The organism is Chryseobacterium sp. VAUSW3 (genome assembly GCF_002205795.1).
GTDB lineage: Bacteria > Bacteroidota > Bacteroidia > Flavobacteriales > Weeksellaceae > Kaistella > Kaistella yananensis.
The window spans coordinates 134,826-149,109 of the sequence record NZ_NIUY01000004.1; the positions used below are offsets into that span (position 1 = coordinate 134,826).

Annotated in this window: 14 protein-coding genes; 11 read left to right on the forward strand and 3 right to left on the reverse strand. The window is 40.1% G+C overall.

The genetic code is table 11. The features are described from left to right. Positions 1-257: 257 nt before the first annotated feature. The 3 genes from CDW55_RS11880 (at position 258) to CDW55_RS11890 (ending at position 2,946) form a co-directional block, all read left to right on the forward strand. Positions 258-1,433: an aspartate aminotransferase family protein gene (locus CDW55_RS11880; protein WP_088469989.1), complete on the forward strand. Its 1,176-nt coding sequence runs from the start codon at positions 258-260 to the stop codon at positions 1,431-1,433. A gap of 248 nt (positions 1,434-1,681) precedes the next feature. After that, positions 1,682-2,068, forward strand: a complete 387-nt coding sequence (locus tag CDW55_RS11885; protein WP_088469990.1) for an START-like domain-containing protein — start codon at positions 1,682-1,684, stop codon at positions 2,066-2,068. A 71-nt stretch (positions 2,069-2,139) separates the two neighbouring features. After that, entirely contained in the window at positions 2,140-2,946 is an 807-nt protein-coding gene (locus CDW55_RS11890; protein WP_228399651.1) for an aminotransferase class IV, read from the forward strand. 148 nt (positions 2,947-3,094) lie between these two features. On the opposite strand, the gene CDW55_RS11895 is transcribed toward CDW55_RS11890, so the two are convergent. Further along, positions 3,095-3,643, reverse strand: coding sequence for a YqgE/AlgH family protein (locus CDW55_RS11895; RefSeq protein ID WP_088469991.1), 549 nt, complete (start codon positions 3,641-3,643; stop codon positions 3,095-3,097). Between the two features lie 52 nt (positions 3,644-3,695). Between CDW55_RS11895 and pdxH the strand changes: the two genes are divergently transcribed. Continuing rightward, complete coding sequence (gene pdxH, locus CDW55_RS11900) at positions 3,696-4,340, forward strand: pyridoxamine 5'-phosphate oxidase (RefSeq protein WP_088469992.1); 645 nt, start codon at positions 3,696-3,698, stop codon at positions 4,338-4,340. A 70-nt stretch (positions 4,341-4,410) separates the two neighbouring features. Here pdxH and CDW55_RS11905 read toward each other — a convergent pair whose 3' ends face one another. Next, complete coding sequence (locus CDW55_RS11905) at positions 4,411-4,701, reverse strand: HU family DNA-binding protein (protein WP_088469993.1); 291 nt, start codon at positions 4,699-4,701, stop codon at positions 4,411-4,413. Between the two features lie 399 nt (positions 4,702-5,100). Here CDW55_RS11905 and panD point away from each other — a divergent pair, with 399 nt between their 5' ends. The 3 genes from panD (at position 5,101) to CDW55_RS11920 (ending at position 7,382) form a co-directional block, all read left to right on the forward strand. Continuing rightward, entirely contained in the window at positions 5,101-5,451 is a 351-nt protein-coding gene (panD, locus tag CDW55_RS11910) for an aspartate 1-decarboxylase (RefSeq protein WP_088469994.1), read from the forward strand. A gap of 108 nt (positions 5,452-5,559) precedes the next feature. Next, positions 5,560-6,519 carry a lysylphosphatidylglycerol synthase transmembrane domain-containing protein gene (locus tag CDW55_RS11915; protein ID WP_410492784.1) on the forward strand — a complete coding sequence of 320 codons (960 nt, stop codon included), beginning with the start codon at positions 5,560-5,562 and terminating at the stop codon, positions 6,517-6,519. 140 nt (positions 6,520-6,659) lie between these two features. Further along, the gene (locus CDW55_RS11920; RefSeq protein WP_143756233.1) at positions 6,660-7,382 is read left to right on the forward strand and encodes a hypothetical protein; all 723 of its coding nucleotides are present in this window, start codon (positions 6,660-6,662) and stop codon (positions 7,380-7,382) included. Between the two features lie 96 nt (positions 7,383-7,478). Here CDW55_RS11920 and CDW55_RS11925 read toward each other — a convergent pair whose 3' ends face one another. After that, a complete protein-coding gene (locus CDW55_RS11925; RefSeq protein WP_088469997.1) occupies positions 7,479-9,497 on the reverse strand; it encodes a M3 family metallopeptidase in 2,019 nt (672 codons plus the stop codon). 119 nt (positions 9,498-9,616) lie between these two features. Between CDW55_RS11925 and CDW55_RS11930 the strand changes: the two genes are divergently transcribed. The 4 genes from CDW55_RS11930 to CDW55_RS11945 all read left to right on the forward strand — a co-directional run bounded on the left by CDW55_RS11930 (position 9,617) and on the right by CDW55_RS11945 (position 14,268). After that, positions 9,617-10,135, forward strand: a complete 519-nt coding sequence (locus tag CDW55_RS11930) for an SRPBCC family protein (protein WP_088469998.1) — start codon at positions 9,617-9,619, stop codon at positions 10,133-10,135. A 193-nt stretch (positions 10,136-10,328) separates the two neighbouring features. Further along, a complete protein-coding gene (locus CDW55_RS11935; protein WP_088469999.1) occupies positions 10,329-11,384 on the forward strand; it encodes a DUF6263 family protein in 1,056 nt (351 codons plus the stop codon). A 38-nt stretch (positions 11,385-11,422) separates the two neighbouring features. Next, on the forward strand, positions 11,423-11,647 hold the full coding sequence (locus CDW55_RS11940) for a hypothetical protein (RefSeq protein ID WP_088470000.1): 225 nt from the start codon (positions 11,423-11,425) through the stop codon (positions 11,645-11,647). Positions 11,648-11,703: 56 nt separating this feature from the next. Then, positions 11,704-14,268, forward strand: a complete 2,565-nt coding sequence (locus tag CDW55_RS11945) for a YfhO family protein (protein WP_088470001.1) — start codon at positions 11,704-11,706, stop codon at positions 14,266-14,268. The last annotated feature ends 16 nt before the right edge of the window (positions 14,269-14,284 follow it).

Here is a 14,284-nt window from a genome sequence, read left to right on the forward strand (position 1 = left end):
TGATCCGTCCTCCGTTCCCGCTTTTTTGTTCGTCGTTCCTCCTCACAAAAAGAGCTCCACTCAGGCCGGGGCGCATATTGCGGGCGAAGATAAGCGTGAAATAGTTTGCATCGTTCTGAAGGAAAGCGATGAGTGTTGAAAAATTTATATGAATAGGAGGCGTTCCGTAGGAACGCGATGTGTGTAGAGATGAAATTACATAACAGCGGTGCGTTCCGTAGGAACGCTATGTTTTTAAAATATAAAACCGATACAATATGCAATCAGATTTCTTTAAATATCAGGCACAAACCACACAATTCGCAGCAGGATTTGAAGTGGAAAAAGCCGAAGGAAGTTACATTTACGGCAAAGAAGGCAGAAAATACCTCGATTTTGTCGCAGGAGTTTCCGCCAATACTTTAGGACATTCTCACCCAAAAATCGTAGAAGCCATTAAAGCGCAGGCAGAAAAATACCTGCACGTGATGGTTTATGGCGAATATGCCCAGGAAATGCCTGTAAAACTTTGCCAGCTGCTTGCAGAAGCCACTCCCAATCCTTTGGAAGTTACTTATCTCGTCAATTCAGGTGCCGAAGCCATCGACGGCAGCCTGAAACTTGCGAAAAGATACACCGGAAGAGAAGAAATCGTCTCTTTCAAAAATTCTTACCACGGAAATACCCACGGCGCTTTGTCGGTTTCGGGAAACGAATATCATAAACGTGAATTCCGTCCGTTGCTTCCGATGGTGACTTTCATCGGATTTAATGACGAAAAAGACCTCGAAAGAATAACCGAAAAAACAGCCTGCGTGATTATGGAAACCATTCAGGGAGCGGCAGGATTTCTGGTTCCGGAAAATGATTATCTGAAAAAACTCAAAGCCCGTTGCGAAGAAGTGGGCGCTTTGCTGATTCTGGATGAAATTCAGCCAGGATTCGGAAGAACCGGGAAACTTTTCGCTTTCGAACATTACGGGATCGTTCCCGATATTCTGGTAATGGGCAAAGGAATGGGCGGCGGCGTTCCTGTTGGCGCTTTTATGAGTTCCAGAGAAATCATGGAAACTTTATCGCATTCGCCAAAACTTGGGCATATCACCACATTTGGCGGTAATCCACTCATTGCGGCATCAAGCTTTGCCACGCTGAAAGAAGTTCTCGACAGCGGACTGATGAATGAAGTGGACGAAAAAGAAAAACTTTTCCGTAAATTATTGGTTCATCCTAAAATTAAAAATATCAACGGCCGCGGATTAATGCTCGCCGTAAATCTTGGCTCACCGGAATATACTTTGAATGTTGCAAAACGCTGCATGGAAAAAGGTTTGGTCGTTTTCTGGCAGCTTTACCGAAACGAATATCTACGCATTTCGCCGCCGCTTACCCTATCGCTGGAGGAAATAAAGGAAGGCTGCGAAATTATTCTTCAGGTTCTTGATGAAGAATGAAAATCCCCGAAATAGAAACGCTCTGAAATTTCAGCCTCGATTGAACAGTTTTGTATGAGCTCTTTTCTACCTTGTTGTGCATTAAAGCCGTCGTAACAAGGTAGAAAAAGCGAGTAGTGAAAGCGGGAATTCCGATGGAAGAAAATCCGGCATTTCGGGCTCATGATATTTCGCATATTCGACTAAATATTTTGCATACTTAAGAAATTAATTTATATATTGCGGCACAATAAAAAATAGGGAACGATATGGCGAAAACGAAAGTGCAATACGAATTTCCAATGCACTGTCAGTCGGAGATTTTATATGAATATTTGGCAAGTGCAGAGGGGCTTTCCGAGTGGTTTGCTGATGAGGTTGTGGAAAAAGGCGACGACTTTTTCTTCAGCTGGAACAGTGGGCCGGCAGAAAAAGCTACGCTTATCCGCTACAAACCTGAAAGTTTTGTGCGTTTTCGTTGGGAAGAAGACGAAGGAACCAAAAATTTCTTCGAAATGAGTATTGTAATTGATGATATTACGGAAGATCTTTCGCTTAATATCACAGATTTTTGTGATCCGGGAGACGAGGACGAAAACAAGCTCTACTGGGAAAATCTCCTCGAAAATCTAAAAATAAAATTGGGCGCATCTTAATTTTTTTGAACCGATAAACTTGATGGACGAATTTTCGTTCATTATTTTTTTAATAAAAATCTACCCTTATTTTGTTAGAAACTGTCTTTAGTTCCGATAATTTTCAGCCTCAAAACCGTGCATTTCTTTACGGTGATGCAGTAAAGGTTTCCTTTTTTGTGCGAAGCTCGAAGCTGATCATGGCCGAAGAGTGTTATTTTTTCCTCATGGCTTCTATGCGTAAAATGCGCATGAATATCCCGCTTACTTATACTCTGGAGTTTTTCCAGAACCTTTTTAAAGAAAATGTTATCGATAAAGGCGTAAGCGAGGCAATAATAATGCTCTTGATGTACCGCAACCGAACCGAACAGTCGCTCGGGAAAGCCGAAGTTTCCTTCTATTTCGAAGTTAAAAAAGTCGAAGATGTGTTGGCGTTGCAGAGCGGAATAGAACTGGATCTGATTAAAGAGATTAATGTAAATACCAATCTTCTGAGCAACATCCGGGTTCACTGCCCTGAAAATATTTATGCTGAGATTTACGCAAAGGAAAATGATCTGGATGAGGTTATCCTGCTGAATCCCAACAAACGGATCGCCAGAAGCATTTCCGGGAATTTGCTTTTCCTGAATGACAACATCATCCGCATCCCGAAACAGACCGAAGGTGCCTATATTTCACCTTTAATGGAGAATTTTGTAACCTTTGTACACAAACACCGTTTGGCAGAGATTCAGGAATCGGAAATGATCGCGTTTGAATCTCAGAAGGCAGAGGAAATTTTAATGATTTCCGATGAAAAAGGAATTTTCAGCGTCTCAAAAATCAGAAACAAAACTTTCGGAAACATGAGATTTGCCGAAATAATCAGCAAGTGGAAAAGCGATTTCGCCTGAAATTGACAAACCCGATAAACAACCTTGAAAGAAAGTCATTGACCGGGTTTTAGTTTTTATGTTAAAGCAATAACGTAATAAAAATACGGAAATTATTTGGGTCTGCGCTAAAGTTTTGTTAAAGTTTTTTGTTGAAAGACAAGCCGGCTTAATTCATTGAAACATCCTCCGGAGCATTGGCCCATATCAGAAACTCGCCACCCAGGTTCTGCATGATGTTTTTCCATAAACTTTCGTCGTTAGGCAGCGTATAGTCTAAATTGTAAACTTCTACCACTGTCCACATTTTACGCCTTACCTCACTTTCCAGCTGTTGCGACGCCCAACCGGAATAACCGGAGAATACTTTGATTTCATCTACGGAAATTTCATCTTCAACAATTCCGGTAACGATATTTTCGATGTCTTCGGTCAGGTAAAACTCCTCACTGATTTCCGAAAAATTCTCAGTTACCTTTTTTCCTTTGCAGATGAAGAAAATTTTGTCATTTTCTACGGGTCCGCCTTCGTAAACATCTACTGCAAAACCAAAAATCGTATGCAGACGTTCACTCATATTTTTATTTTTTTTATTGAGAATTAATCCAAAAGCGCCTTCTTCATTATGATCTACAATAAGTACAACCGAGCGCGAAAAGATATCGCCGGAAATATCCGGAGTGGAAATTAATATTTTACCTTTGTACGAGTAATTCATCTGAAATTGGTGGTTCTACAAAAACCTCTTATCAAATGTAATAAAAAATTTAATGGAAAATCTTCACGACAAAAGAAAAGTTTACGAAAAATCTCAACTTCTTGAAAATCAAATTAAAGGAAATCCTATGGAGCAGTTCCGAGACTGGTACCTTGAGGCACAGGAGCATCCGGATGTTTCTGAGGCCAATGCGATGTCGGTTTCTACGGTAGAAAATGACGGCTGCCCACGCACCAGAATGGTGTTGCTGAAATCGTATACATGGGAAGGTTTTGTGTTTTATACCAATTACGAAAGCAGAAAAGGCAGAGCGATAGAGCAGCGTCACCAGGCCTGTCTTCACTTCTTCTGGCCGCATCTGGAAAGACAGATTATTATCAAAGCAAATTTGCAAAGGCTGGCGGAGAATTTAAGCGACGGTTACTTCCAGTCCCGCCCGAAAGGCAGTCAGTTAGGTGCTGTGGTTTCGCCGCAGAGCCAGATTATTCCCGACCGTAATTTTCTGGAAGAGAAACTGAAGGATCTGGAGACGGCGTATGAAGATAAGGAAGTTCCGCGCCCGGCAAACTGGGGAGGTTATCTTGCTAAACCTTACGAGATTGAATTTTGGCAGGGTAGGCCAAACCGTCTTCACGACAGGATAATTTACGAGCTTCAGGAAGATTTCGATTGGAAGATCAGTCGCCTTGCTCCCTGAAAATTTATTGGCTATGCACCAAAAAACCCCACCGAAAGATGGGGTTTAATTTTTACTGTCAGCTAAGTAATTATTTTTTCTTAGCGCCCATTACAGCTCCTGCTAAATCTGCACCAGCTTTAAATTTAGCAACTTTTTTAGCAGCAATTTTAATTGGTTTTTTGGTCGCAGGGTTAATACCTTGTCTTGCAGCTCTTTCAGCTACAGAGAACGTACCGAAACCAACTAAAGAAACTTTACCGTCTTTTTTCTTCAAAGTAGAAGTTACGTTAGAAATGAAAGATTCTAAAGCAGCTTTTGCAGCAACTTTTGTAATGTTCGCATCTTTTGCGATTGCGTCGATTAATTCAGACTTGTTCATAATAATATTATTAAGGTTAGTTTTATTGTTAAAGCAAATATAAAACAATTTTCAAATTGTGCAAATTTTTTATATATAATTAATCAAAACTTGAGAAAAGAGTATAATTTAACATAAACTTATAAATCAGGATTTTTTCAATTAATAAGCATTTGCAGCTTATAAAATCATGCCAAAACCTTTAGAATCCTACGTTTTCTGATTTCAGTTTTTTATTATTCATAATTATGAATTATTGAATTTGCATTGGATTTTTTGGTGCAACAGATGCTCTGTAAGTGTTAAATTATTGATAGTGATGATATTCCCAGGCTTCTGAAGTGGGTTTTACCTAGAGAATATTAGAATTAAAAGATTAAAATTCTCACTCGTTTTGATTAAAATAATTAAATTTGCGCCATGTTAATTGAAGTATTTAAATCTAAAATCCACAGAGTCCGGGTTACCGAATCAGACCTTAATTATATCGGCAGCATCACGATTGATGAAGACCTCCTGGAGGCCTCCGGAATTGTGGTGGGGGAAAGGGTGTATATCGTAAATGTAAACAATGGTGAACGTTTCGATACCTATGCCATAAAAGGAAAAAGAAAATCCGGCGAAATATGCCTCAATGGTCCGGCAGCTAGGCGCGTACAGAAAGATGATATCATCATTATTATTTCTTATGCCCAAATGACGCCAGAAGAAGCGCAGACTTTCCAGCCCAAGATTATTTTCCCTGATGAAAAGACCAATCTCCTTACTTAATTTCTGAATCCGCACTTAAATTTCCCCCCTTTGGAAGAAAATAAAACCCCAAATCCTCTAAAAACACTCATTACAGTTTCTGTTTCTCTTGCTATTGCAGGACTTTTTATGTGGTTCGCACTGAAAGGAATGGAATTCAAAAAAATTGCAGGTTACTTTGCAAAAGCTAATTACTTCTGGGTTTTAGCCGCGGCATTCTTCGGGCTTCTGGCTTATTGGTTTCGGGCGGTCCGTTGGAATCTGCTTTTGGAACCGATGGGTTATAAAATTTCGAATTCTAACGCATTGTGGACGATTTCTTTCGGATATTTGATGAACCTTACCATTCCCAGAAGCGGAGAGCTTGCCCGTTCTACCGCCCTTTTCGGAGTTGAAAAAGTTCCTGTAGACAAATCTTTCGGTACCATTATTCTCGAACGGGTAGTGGATCTTGTATGTATGGGAGGATTTCTGCTGCTGACCCTGATTTTTAAATATGATGCAATTCTTTCCTTTTACCGGTATGTCACTCAGGAAAAAAGCAAAACTGCGGAACCGGAATCTGGAAACGGACTTTATATCTTTTTAGGGCTGGTGATTCTTGCCTGTATTTTATTTTTCAGCCTAAGAAAAAGACTTGAGAAATTTTTGCTGTATCAGAAAATTTTAAACTTTGCCACCGGAATTTTTCAAGGTTTGATGTCGATTTTTAAAATGCAGCAGAAAGGGAAATTCATTCTTTTATCCCTTGCCATCTGGATTTCTTACTACCTGGCAGCATATCTCGTATGTTTTGCGCTTCCGGAAACTTCGGATTTTACTTTTGCAGATGGCTTTTTTATCATTGTTGTAGGGACTTTAGGAATGATGGTTCCGGCATCCGGCGGAATCGGTGCTTTTCACTTCGCGCTGAAACTGGGGATTATGGCACTCTTTCTTTCAATGGGTAAAAACCCAGAAGAAGGTGGCGAAGTAGGGCTGTCTTATGCATTTATCTCCCACACCATGCAGCTCGTCATCATGATTGTGATGGGGGTTATATCGATTCCGGTACTTGCAAGGGAACGTGGTCGTTTGCTTTCAAAATAGAATTTCTTTTTCTTGTGTGCTGCGTGCGTAGTTAATCATAATTGATTTTTATTGATTATTTAATAAAAAATCAGCCTTTTGTGTGTCGATAGGAATGGTATTTGATGTGTTTTTTATTGATTAACATAAAATACACAAGTATGAACAAATTACTATGCCCTATTTTAATGTTGTGTGTATCATCAATTATTTACGCACAGTCAGGTAATGTTGGAATCAATACAACAAATCCGCAGGCTACTTTAGATGTGAATGGCAATCTAAAGGTTAGAACAGTTGAAACAGTTACTTCTGCATCCAATGACCAAGCCGTATTGTTAATAGACAAATCTGCATCCGGAGATTTTGTTTTAAAGGAAATTGCGGTAAGTAATTTGCTGGGTTCCACCGGTGCAGGTTCTTCTGCGTATTCTGCGCACCGCAATGGCAGCTGGTCATTGCTTAATATTAACCTTGGTGGCAGCACTTATCCTATCAGTCTTTCTGGAAATGACACTAGGATTGGAGATTCGGCATTGTTTACCGATGGAGTGTATACTGCTCCTATATCCGGAATATACGATGTGAATTTTGAAGTTCAGTTAAGTGGGGTTGATCTTACCGTTCTTTCCGGTAAAAGTTTAGTTTTATATAAAAATACCGCCGTTTGGCAAACTAAACCGTTCAATGGCGTGAGGGTAGAAGTGGGTCCTTTTCCGGTTGCTACAGTACCGGTAACGTCCACGAGCCTCCATTCTCTTGTTCAGTTAGATGCTGGTGATACACTTACGTTCGCCCTCAACACAGGCGGTGTTCTTCCGGTAAATTTAGGCGTTCTGCCTGTTTCCTATACTTCTTTAAAACTTTTTAAAGTTGCAGATTAGTGAAATAATGAGTTAATCAAAAAACTTTAAGATGCTTCTGCAAAGACCAAAAAACACGTGAAAATTTCACGTGTTTTTTTACAAATCTATTTGTTCTTATGATCCAAAAGCTCTTTTCAGTAGGCTTTCAACTTTTGGTTCGCTTCCTCGGAAGTTTTTATAAAGTTCCATCGGATCTTTTGTGCCTCCTGAGGATAGCAAGACTTTATACTTTGCGGCGATTTCCGGATTGAAAATTCCGTTTTCTTTGAAATATTGAAAAGCATCCGCATCCAAGACTTCGGCCCATTTATAGGAATAGTAACCCGCAGAATATCCGCCCTGGAAAATATGCGAAAAGCTTGTGCTCATTGCCGTTTCCGGATTTGATGGATAAAGGTTAGTGGCCTTTGTTTCTTCGGTTTCAAAGGTTTTAATGTCGCCAACCTTGTCGGCATTGCTGTGGTAAGCCATATCCAGAAGCCCGAAACCAAGCTGCCTTAAAGTCTGGTAACCTTCCATGAAATTTTTGGAATCCGAAATTTTCTGGATTTTCTCATCCGGCAAAACTTCACCGGTTTTATAATGTTTGGCGAAAGTTTTGAGGAATTCCGGTTCATAACAGAAATTCTCCAGAAACTGCGACGGAAGCTCTACAAAATCCCATTTTACCGAAGTTCCTGAAAGGTTTGGATACGTGGTATCTGCCAGAACCCCATGAAGCGCGTGACCAAATTCGTGGAAAAGCGTGGTTACTTCCTGAAAAGTGAGCAGGCTTGGCGTGTCTGAAGTGGGTTTCGAGAAATTGCAGACTACAGAAATATGCGGTCTGGAATTTTCTCCGTTTTTCCGGAACTGATTTTTAAAACTCGTCATCCACGCGCCGGCACGTTTGCCTTTTCTTGGGAAATAATCCACATATAGAAGTGCTTTAAATACGCCGTTTTCAAAAATTTCGTACGTTTTTACTTCTTCGTGGTATTTCTGGATCTCGGTGGATTCCACAAAATCAAGTCCGAAAAGTTTTTTAGCCAAACCGAAAACGGCTTCCTGAACTTTTTCGAGATGGAAATAAGGTTTCAATTCTTCATCATCGATATCAAATTTCTGTTTGCGGAGTTTTTCTGCATAAAAAGCATGATCGTAACTCTGCATTTCTTCAATTCCGTCTGCTTTTGCAAGTGTTTTAAGTTCTTCGATTTCTTTTTCTGCGTAAGGTTTGGCTTTCTCCAGAAGTTCATTTAAAAAAGAAGTTACCTGATCCGGAGATTTTGCCATTCTTTCTTCCAGAACGTATTCCGCATAGTTTTTATAGCCCAGTAACTGCGCTTTTTCCTGCTTGAGGGTGATGATCTCTTTAATGAGATTCTGGTTATCAAACTCATTATTGCTGAATGATTTTTTTCCGTTCGCCAATGCCAGTTCTTTTCTCAGTTCGCGGTTTTCCGCATACGTCATAAAGGGAATATAACTCGGGTACTGCAGCGTCACCACAAAACCTTCCAGATTGCGCTCTTTCGCATCTTCCTGGTATTGCTGAAGGATCGCTTCCGGAATTCCGGCCAGGTCTTTTTCGTCGGTGATATGTTTAAAATAATTATTGGTTTCAGCCAGTACATTCTGCCCAAACTGAAGCGATTTTTTAGATAGCTCGATGCTGATTTCCTTAAATTTTTCTTTATCGGTTTCATTCAGCAGAGCGCCGCTTCGCACAAAACCTTTGTAAGTTTCGCTTAGAAGCATCTGTTGTTCTTCGTTCAGTTGATATTTTTGCTGTTCTTCGTAAACTTTTTTAATCTTGCTGAAGAGTTTTTCGTTTTGCGAGATTTTTGCTGAAAATTCTGTTAAAAGTGGCGAAACTTCCTGCGCGATTTTCTGTATTTCGTAATTCGTTTCAGCTGAATTCAGATTAAAGAAGATGCTGGAAACCACATCAAGTTTTTCGCCCGAGTAGGCCAACGCTTCGATAACATTTTCAAAACTTGGTTCTTCCTTATTTTCAACAATATCATCGATCTCTTTTTCGGAAATTTTAATCAGCTCCTGAAAAGCGGGCAGAAAATGCTCTTCCTTTATTTCGTTGAAAGGTGCTGAACGGTGTTTGGTATTGAAATTTTCTAATAATGGATTTTGCATAGTGTAAGATTTGTGAACGGAAACTTAAAGTAAGGTCAAAGCAATGTCATACGAAGGTGTAAATTTACTGAAATTTATATTTTATATTTGTTTAAACATTAAAACTAAAATAAACCGTCATGAAAACTTTTTTAAAAATCCTGGTGGGCGTAGTTGCTGCACTTATCGTTATCATGCTGCTGATGGGTAAGAAGTACCATTTCGAAACTTCTGCCGTCATCAATGCACCGGCCGATAAAGTATGGCAAAACATGAGTTCGATGAAGGCTTTCAACCAGTGGAATCCGTTTATGGACCTGGACCCGAATGTAAAAGTGACTTACTCCGGAAATTCCGGTGAAGTTGGCGACCAGTATTGCTGGGAAGGTAATGATGATGCGGGAAAAGGCTGCCACATCGTTACCGCTTTGGTCCCGAATCAGAAACAGTCTACCAAAATGCTTTTCGAAAAACCTTTTGAAAGCGAAGCGACCTCAGATTTGGTTTTGAGTCCGGAAGGAAATTCTACAAAAGTCACTTGGTCAATGGATTGTGAACTCGATTACCCGATGAACCTGATGAAGCTTTTTATGGACTCACAGATGGACAAATCCTACGGTTCGGGTCTGAAGAAACTTAAATTAATCTCAGAAGAATAATTCGGGCTGAAAACTTGTAAGTCGGGCATTAGTCCGACTTCTTTCTTCCTGCACGTTTTGGTTATTCATAAGCCGGAGGTAATTCAGAAAAATATGAGGAAGGATTGAAATCATCAAAAATAATTACCTTAAATTTGCCTTCAATACGTGAAAAACTGTTTTTCCGGAATTCAAAACCTTATAAAAATATTTAATGAAGAAAATTACAGCCCTTGCGCTTCTTTCTATAGCCCTTGTTTCCTGTAAAAAAGAAACCAAAACCATTACCAAAGTCGATCCCGAAACCGGTAAAACTGTTACGGTTGAAGTTCCTGTAGAGGACTCAGTAAAGATTGAAAAAACGGCAGCAGCAGCTGCGGCAATTAAAGATTCTATGGGACTGTACACACAGTCTTTTAAGCTGGAAATTGGCAAAACCTATCCACTGAAAACCTATCAGAAAGATGTGCAGACCATGACCGCGCCGGATGGTAAAACCCAAAGCGGAACCAGCGAAAGTACCGATGAAATGTCATTTACGGTAAATAAGTTCGAAAACGGAATTTACGATATCACCATCAACCTAATCGGTAAAAGAAATGCCCAGTCGGCAAACGGAAAAACCGTGGCTGTTGATACCAAACTTGCGGAACCGGCAGATGAACAGCTGAAAATGATGTGGAAAGTGAATAAAGCCCTTGTTGGAAACAAACTTAATATGAAGATGGGTGAAGACGGTAAAGTGATTTCGATTACAGGTTTCGATCCGGTTTATAGTAAAATTGCTGCTTCCGCAGGAGCTGCGATTAAAGATGCTAAGCAGAAAACGGCTTTTGTAAACAGTTTTAAAGAAAGTTTTAACGAAAAAGTCCTGAAAGAACAGTTTACCAAAAACCTGCTTTTGCTTCCGGCAAAAGGCGTAAAAATCGGCGACAAATGGTCCCAAAGTGAAAATGCAACACCCGACGGGAAAATTAAACTCACCACCACGTACATGCTGAAAAGTGTGGGCGATGGAGTAGCCGTAATTGCCGTAGGAGGCGGAATTCCCAAAAAATCTGATAAGAAAACCCAGGAAGGAATTACCCGAAGCATGAGTTCTGAACTTTCTCAGAACGGAATCATTACACTTGATCAGAATACCGGCTGGATAAAAAACCAAACAATTTCTGTGAAAACGACGCAGTCTGAAACACTTTCCGATGGCAAACAGTCGCAAACCATGAAAAGCGTTTCTAATTCGACGGTAGAGGTAAATCCGGCGAAGTAATCGGCGGCAAATTGTTCATTTCTTAATCGCGATAAACAATGAAGTATATTTTAGAATTAATTCTCGCAACCATCATCATTTTTTTCCTTTGGAATATTTTAAAAAGAATGTTTTTCAGCAATTTTTATAAATTCCCAAGACCAGAAAACAGAAACGAAACACAGTCCCGAAAAACCAAGAAAAATTTGGACTCCAAAATTAACTGGGATGCAGAAACGGTTGATTACGAAGAAGTAAAAGAAAATAAAGACAAAGAAAAATAAACGCAGCCCTTTTGAAATTAGTAGTTTTGAAAGGGTTTTTATTGATGATATTCACTATGGCAAAAAACAGAAAACTCATATTCATCGCAGGAAGCATTATTGTTTTTATCATCCTGGCTTTGGTTTATGCAAACCCTGTTCTCACGGGCAAACAGCTTTTTCAACACGATATTGTACAGTACAAAGGCGGCGCCAAGGAACTATTGGATTACCGCGCCCAAAACGGGGAAGAAACCTATTGGAGCGACTCCATGTTCGGTGGGATGCCCACGTACCAGATGGGAGCACAGTTCCGGGGCGATATCATTAAAAAAGTTGATGATTTACTTAACTTTCTGCCTAAACCTGCTAACTATATCTTTCTGCTCTTTTCAGGATTTTTCCTCCTTGGAATGGTTGCTGTAAGAAACTGGAAGTACGCATTTTTAGGAGCAACTTTTTTCGGACTTTCAACTTATTTTTACATTGCACTTGCAGCCGGACACAACGGAAAAATACATACCGTAGCGTATTTTGCGCCGCTGCTTGCAGGGATTCTTCTGGTTTACATCCGTAAAAAATACATTGTCGGTTTCATTGTAACCGCTTTGTTTATGGGGCTTCAGATTGCTGCAAATCACCCGCAGATGACCTACTACCTTTTTATTGCGCTTGGATTTCTGTTTATTTCAGAACTCGTGCGTGCGATTCAGGGGAAAACCGAATGGAAGCATTTCGGGATCGCTTCCTCGATTTTAGCGTTCGCTTTTTTGCTTGGTGTTGGAATGAACTCTCAGCGGTTAATGGCTAATTCCGAATACGTCACCGAAACTGTTCGTGGGAAGCAGATTTTAGACAACGATTTACACGCTTCCGGAAAATCGGGGATGGACAAAGAGAGCATGCTGATGTGGAGCTACGGCAAACTCGAAACCCTGAACCTCTTTATTCCACGATTAATGGGCGGTTCCAGCACAGAAGAAGGTTCCGAAAGAATGATGAACCGTGTTCAGGAGTTGGTTCAGGAAAACGTGTCTTCGCAGGAAGAAATGGACCGTATTTCGAGAGGTTTCGGTTCGCTGACTTATTGGGGTGAGCAACCCGGAACTTCCGGGCCGGCCTATCAGGGAGCCATAGTCGTTTTTCTTGCGATTCTCGGTTTCTTCTTTGCCTGGAAGAAATACCGGTACTGGATTTTGGGAGCTTCAATCCTCACCGTTTTCTTAGCGTGGGGAAGCAATTTCATGATGGTATCCGATCTGTTTATTGATTTCGTTCCTTTCTATAATAAGTTCAGGGCACCAAGTTCTATTTTGGTCGTGGTCGAATTGCTCTTTCCTTTAATTGCGATTGTCGGACTCTACAGATTTTTCAATTCTAATGTTGATACTGAAACCAGTTCAGAGAATATACTTAGTGAAGAGTACAAAAAGAAAATTCTGACTTACGTAAGTGCTGCCGTTCTCGGAATTACTGTTATACTCTTGATTTTCGGTAAATCACTTCTAGGTTTTCATACCGATAATGAAAAAGCCTATCTTCCGCCATTCCTGCTTGATTTCTTGGTTGATGAACGTTTCAAAATGTTCAGGATTGATGCCATTAAAGCTATTTTGTATGTGGGTATTACCACAGCAGTTTTATATTTGGGCCTGAAGAAAAAACTCAGCCAGAATATCGCTATTGTTATTATTGGTTTGGTAAGTCTTTTTGATTTGTGGAGTGTAAATAAAAGATATCTGAACAACGATAACTTCATCGATAAAACGTTTACCGAAAATCCTTTTCAGACTGAAAACTCAGAGTTACTGATGCAGAAAGTAGGTGAAAACCGGAATCTGCAGACTCTGCTTGCCAACGCCAGCGTAAATAAAACTTTAGAACTGATTTCTGAAAAAGACAAAACGCATTACCGCATTTACAACCAGGTTTTGGGGACTTTCAGCGAGACCAATACTTCTTATTTTAAATCCTCTGTCGGTGGTTATCATGCCGTGAAACTTCGCCGTTACGATGATTTGATCAACGAATATTTCAGCCGTACCGATACAGCCCGGGTTCCGAGAATTCTCAATATGCTGAACACCAAATACATGATCTTCGGAAATCCTGATAATCCTGAAGCTGTGGTAAATCCTCAGGCAAACGGCAATGCATGGTTTGTTTCAGACCTCAAATTTGTAAATTCTCCGAACGAGGAAATAAAACAGATTGGTGAAGTTGATACCAGGAAAATTGCCGTGATTTCGAATGAAGATAGAAGATATTTTGACGGGAAACCAGTGCAGCCAGATGCTGCAGCGGTTCTGAATCTTACAAAATATCAGCCCAATGAACTGGAATTCAAAACACAGTCGAAAACACCACAGTTAGCCGTATTCTCAGAAATCTACTATCCAAAAGGCTGGAAAATGTTCATTGATGATCAGGAAGTTCCTTACATCAAGGCGAATTATTTATTGAGAGCTGTTCATGTTCCAGCCGGAAATCATACCGTTAAAATGATCTTTGAACCTGCGGTTATTCAAACCGGAAAAGTAATTTCGATGATCACATTCGGACTTTTCTTAATCCTGAGTTTAGCGGGAATATATATGCTTTACCGCAAAAGAGGCAAAAGTAAATTGCGCAGTCCTCAGTAATACAAAGCTTAAAAAA

Excerpts from the sequence above, each read along its gene's own strand:
- CDW55_RS11880 (WP_088469989.1), top strand. The coding sequence starts at position 258 with ATGCAATCAGATTTCTTTAAATATCAGGCACAAACCACACAATTCGCA.
- CDW55_RS11885 (WP_088469990.1), top strand. The coding sequence starts at position 1,682 with ATGGCGAAAACGAAAGTGCAATACGAATTTCCAATGCACTGTCAGTCG.
- CDW55_RS11895 (WP_088469991.1), bottom strand. The coding sequence starts at position 3,643 with ATGAATTACTCGTACAAAGGTAAAATATTAATTTCCACTCCGGATATT.
- pdxH (WP_088469992.1), top strand. The coding sequence starts at position 3,696 with ATGGAAAATCTTCACGACAAAAGAAAAGTTTACGAAAAATCTCAACTT.
- CDW55_RS11905 (WP_088469993.1), bottom strand. The coding sequence starts at position 4,701 with ATGAACAAGTCTGAATTAATCGACGCAATCGCAAAAGATGCGAACATT.
- panD (WP_088469994.1), top strand. The coding sequence starts at position 5,101 with ATGTTAATTGAAGTATTTAAATCTAAAATCCACAGAGTCCGGGTTACC.
- CDW55_RS11915 (WP_410492784.1), top strand. The coding sequence starts at position 5,560 with ATGTGGTTCGCACTGAAAGGAATGGAATTCAAAAAAATTGCAGGTTAC.
- CDW55_RS11920 (WP_143756233.1), top strand. The coding sequence starts at position 6,660 with ATGAACAAATTACTATGCCCTATTTTAATGTTGTGTGTATCATCAATT.
- CDW55_RS11925 (WP_088469997.1), bottom strand. The coding sequence starts at position 9,497 with ATGCAAAATCCATTATTAGAAAATTTCAATACCAAACACCGTTCAGCA.
- CDW55_RS11930 (WP_088469998.1), top strand. The coding sequence starts at position 9,617 with ATGAAAACTTTTTTAAAAATCCTGGTGGGCGTAGTTGCTGCACTTATC.
- CDW55_RS11935 (WP_088469999.1), top strand. The coding sequence starts at position 10,329 with ATGAAGAAAATTACAGCCCTTGCGCTTCTTTCTATAGCCCTTGTTTCC.
- CDW55_RS11940 (WP_088470000.1), top strand. The coding sequence starts at position 11,423 with ATGAAGTATATTTTAGAATTAATTCTCGCAACCATCATCATTTTTTTC.
- CDW55_RS11945 (WP_088470001.1), top strand. The coding sequence starts at position 11,704 with ATGGCAAAAAACAGAAAACTCATATTCATCGCAGGAAGCATTATTGTT.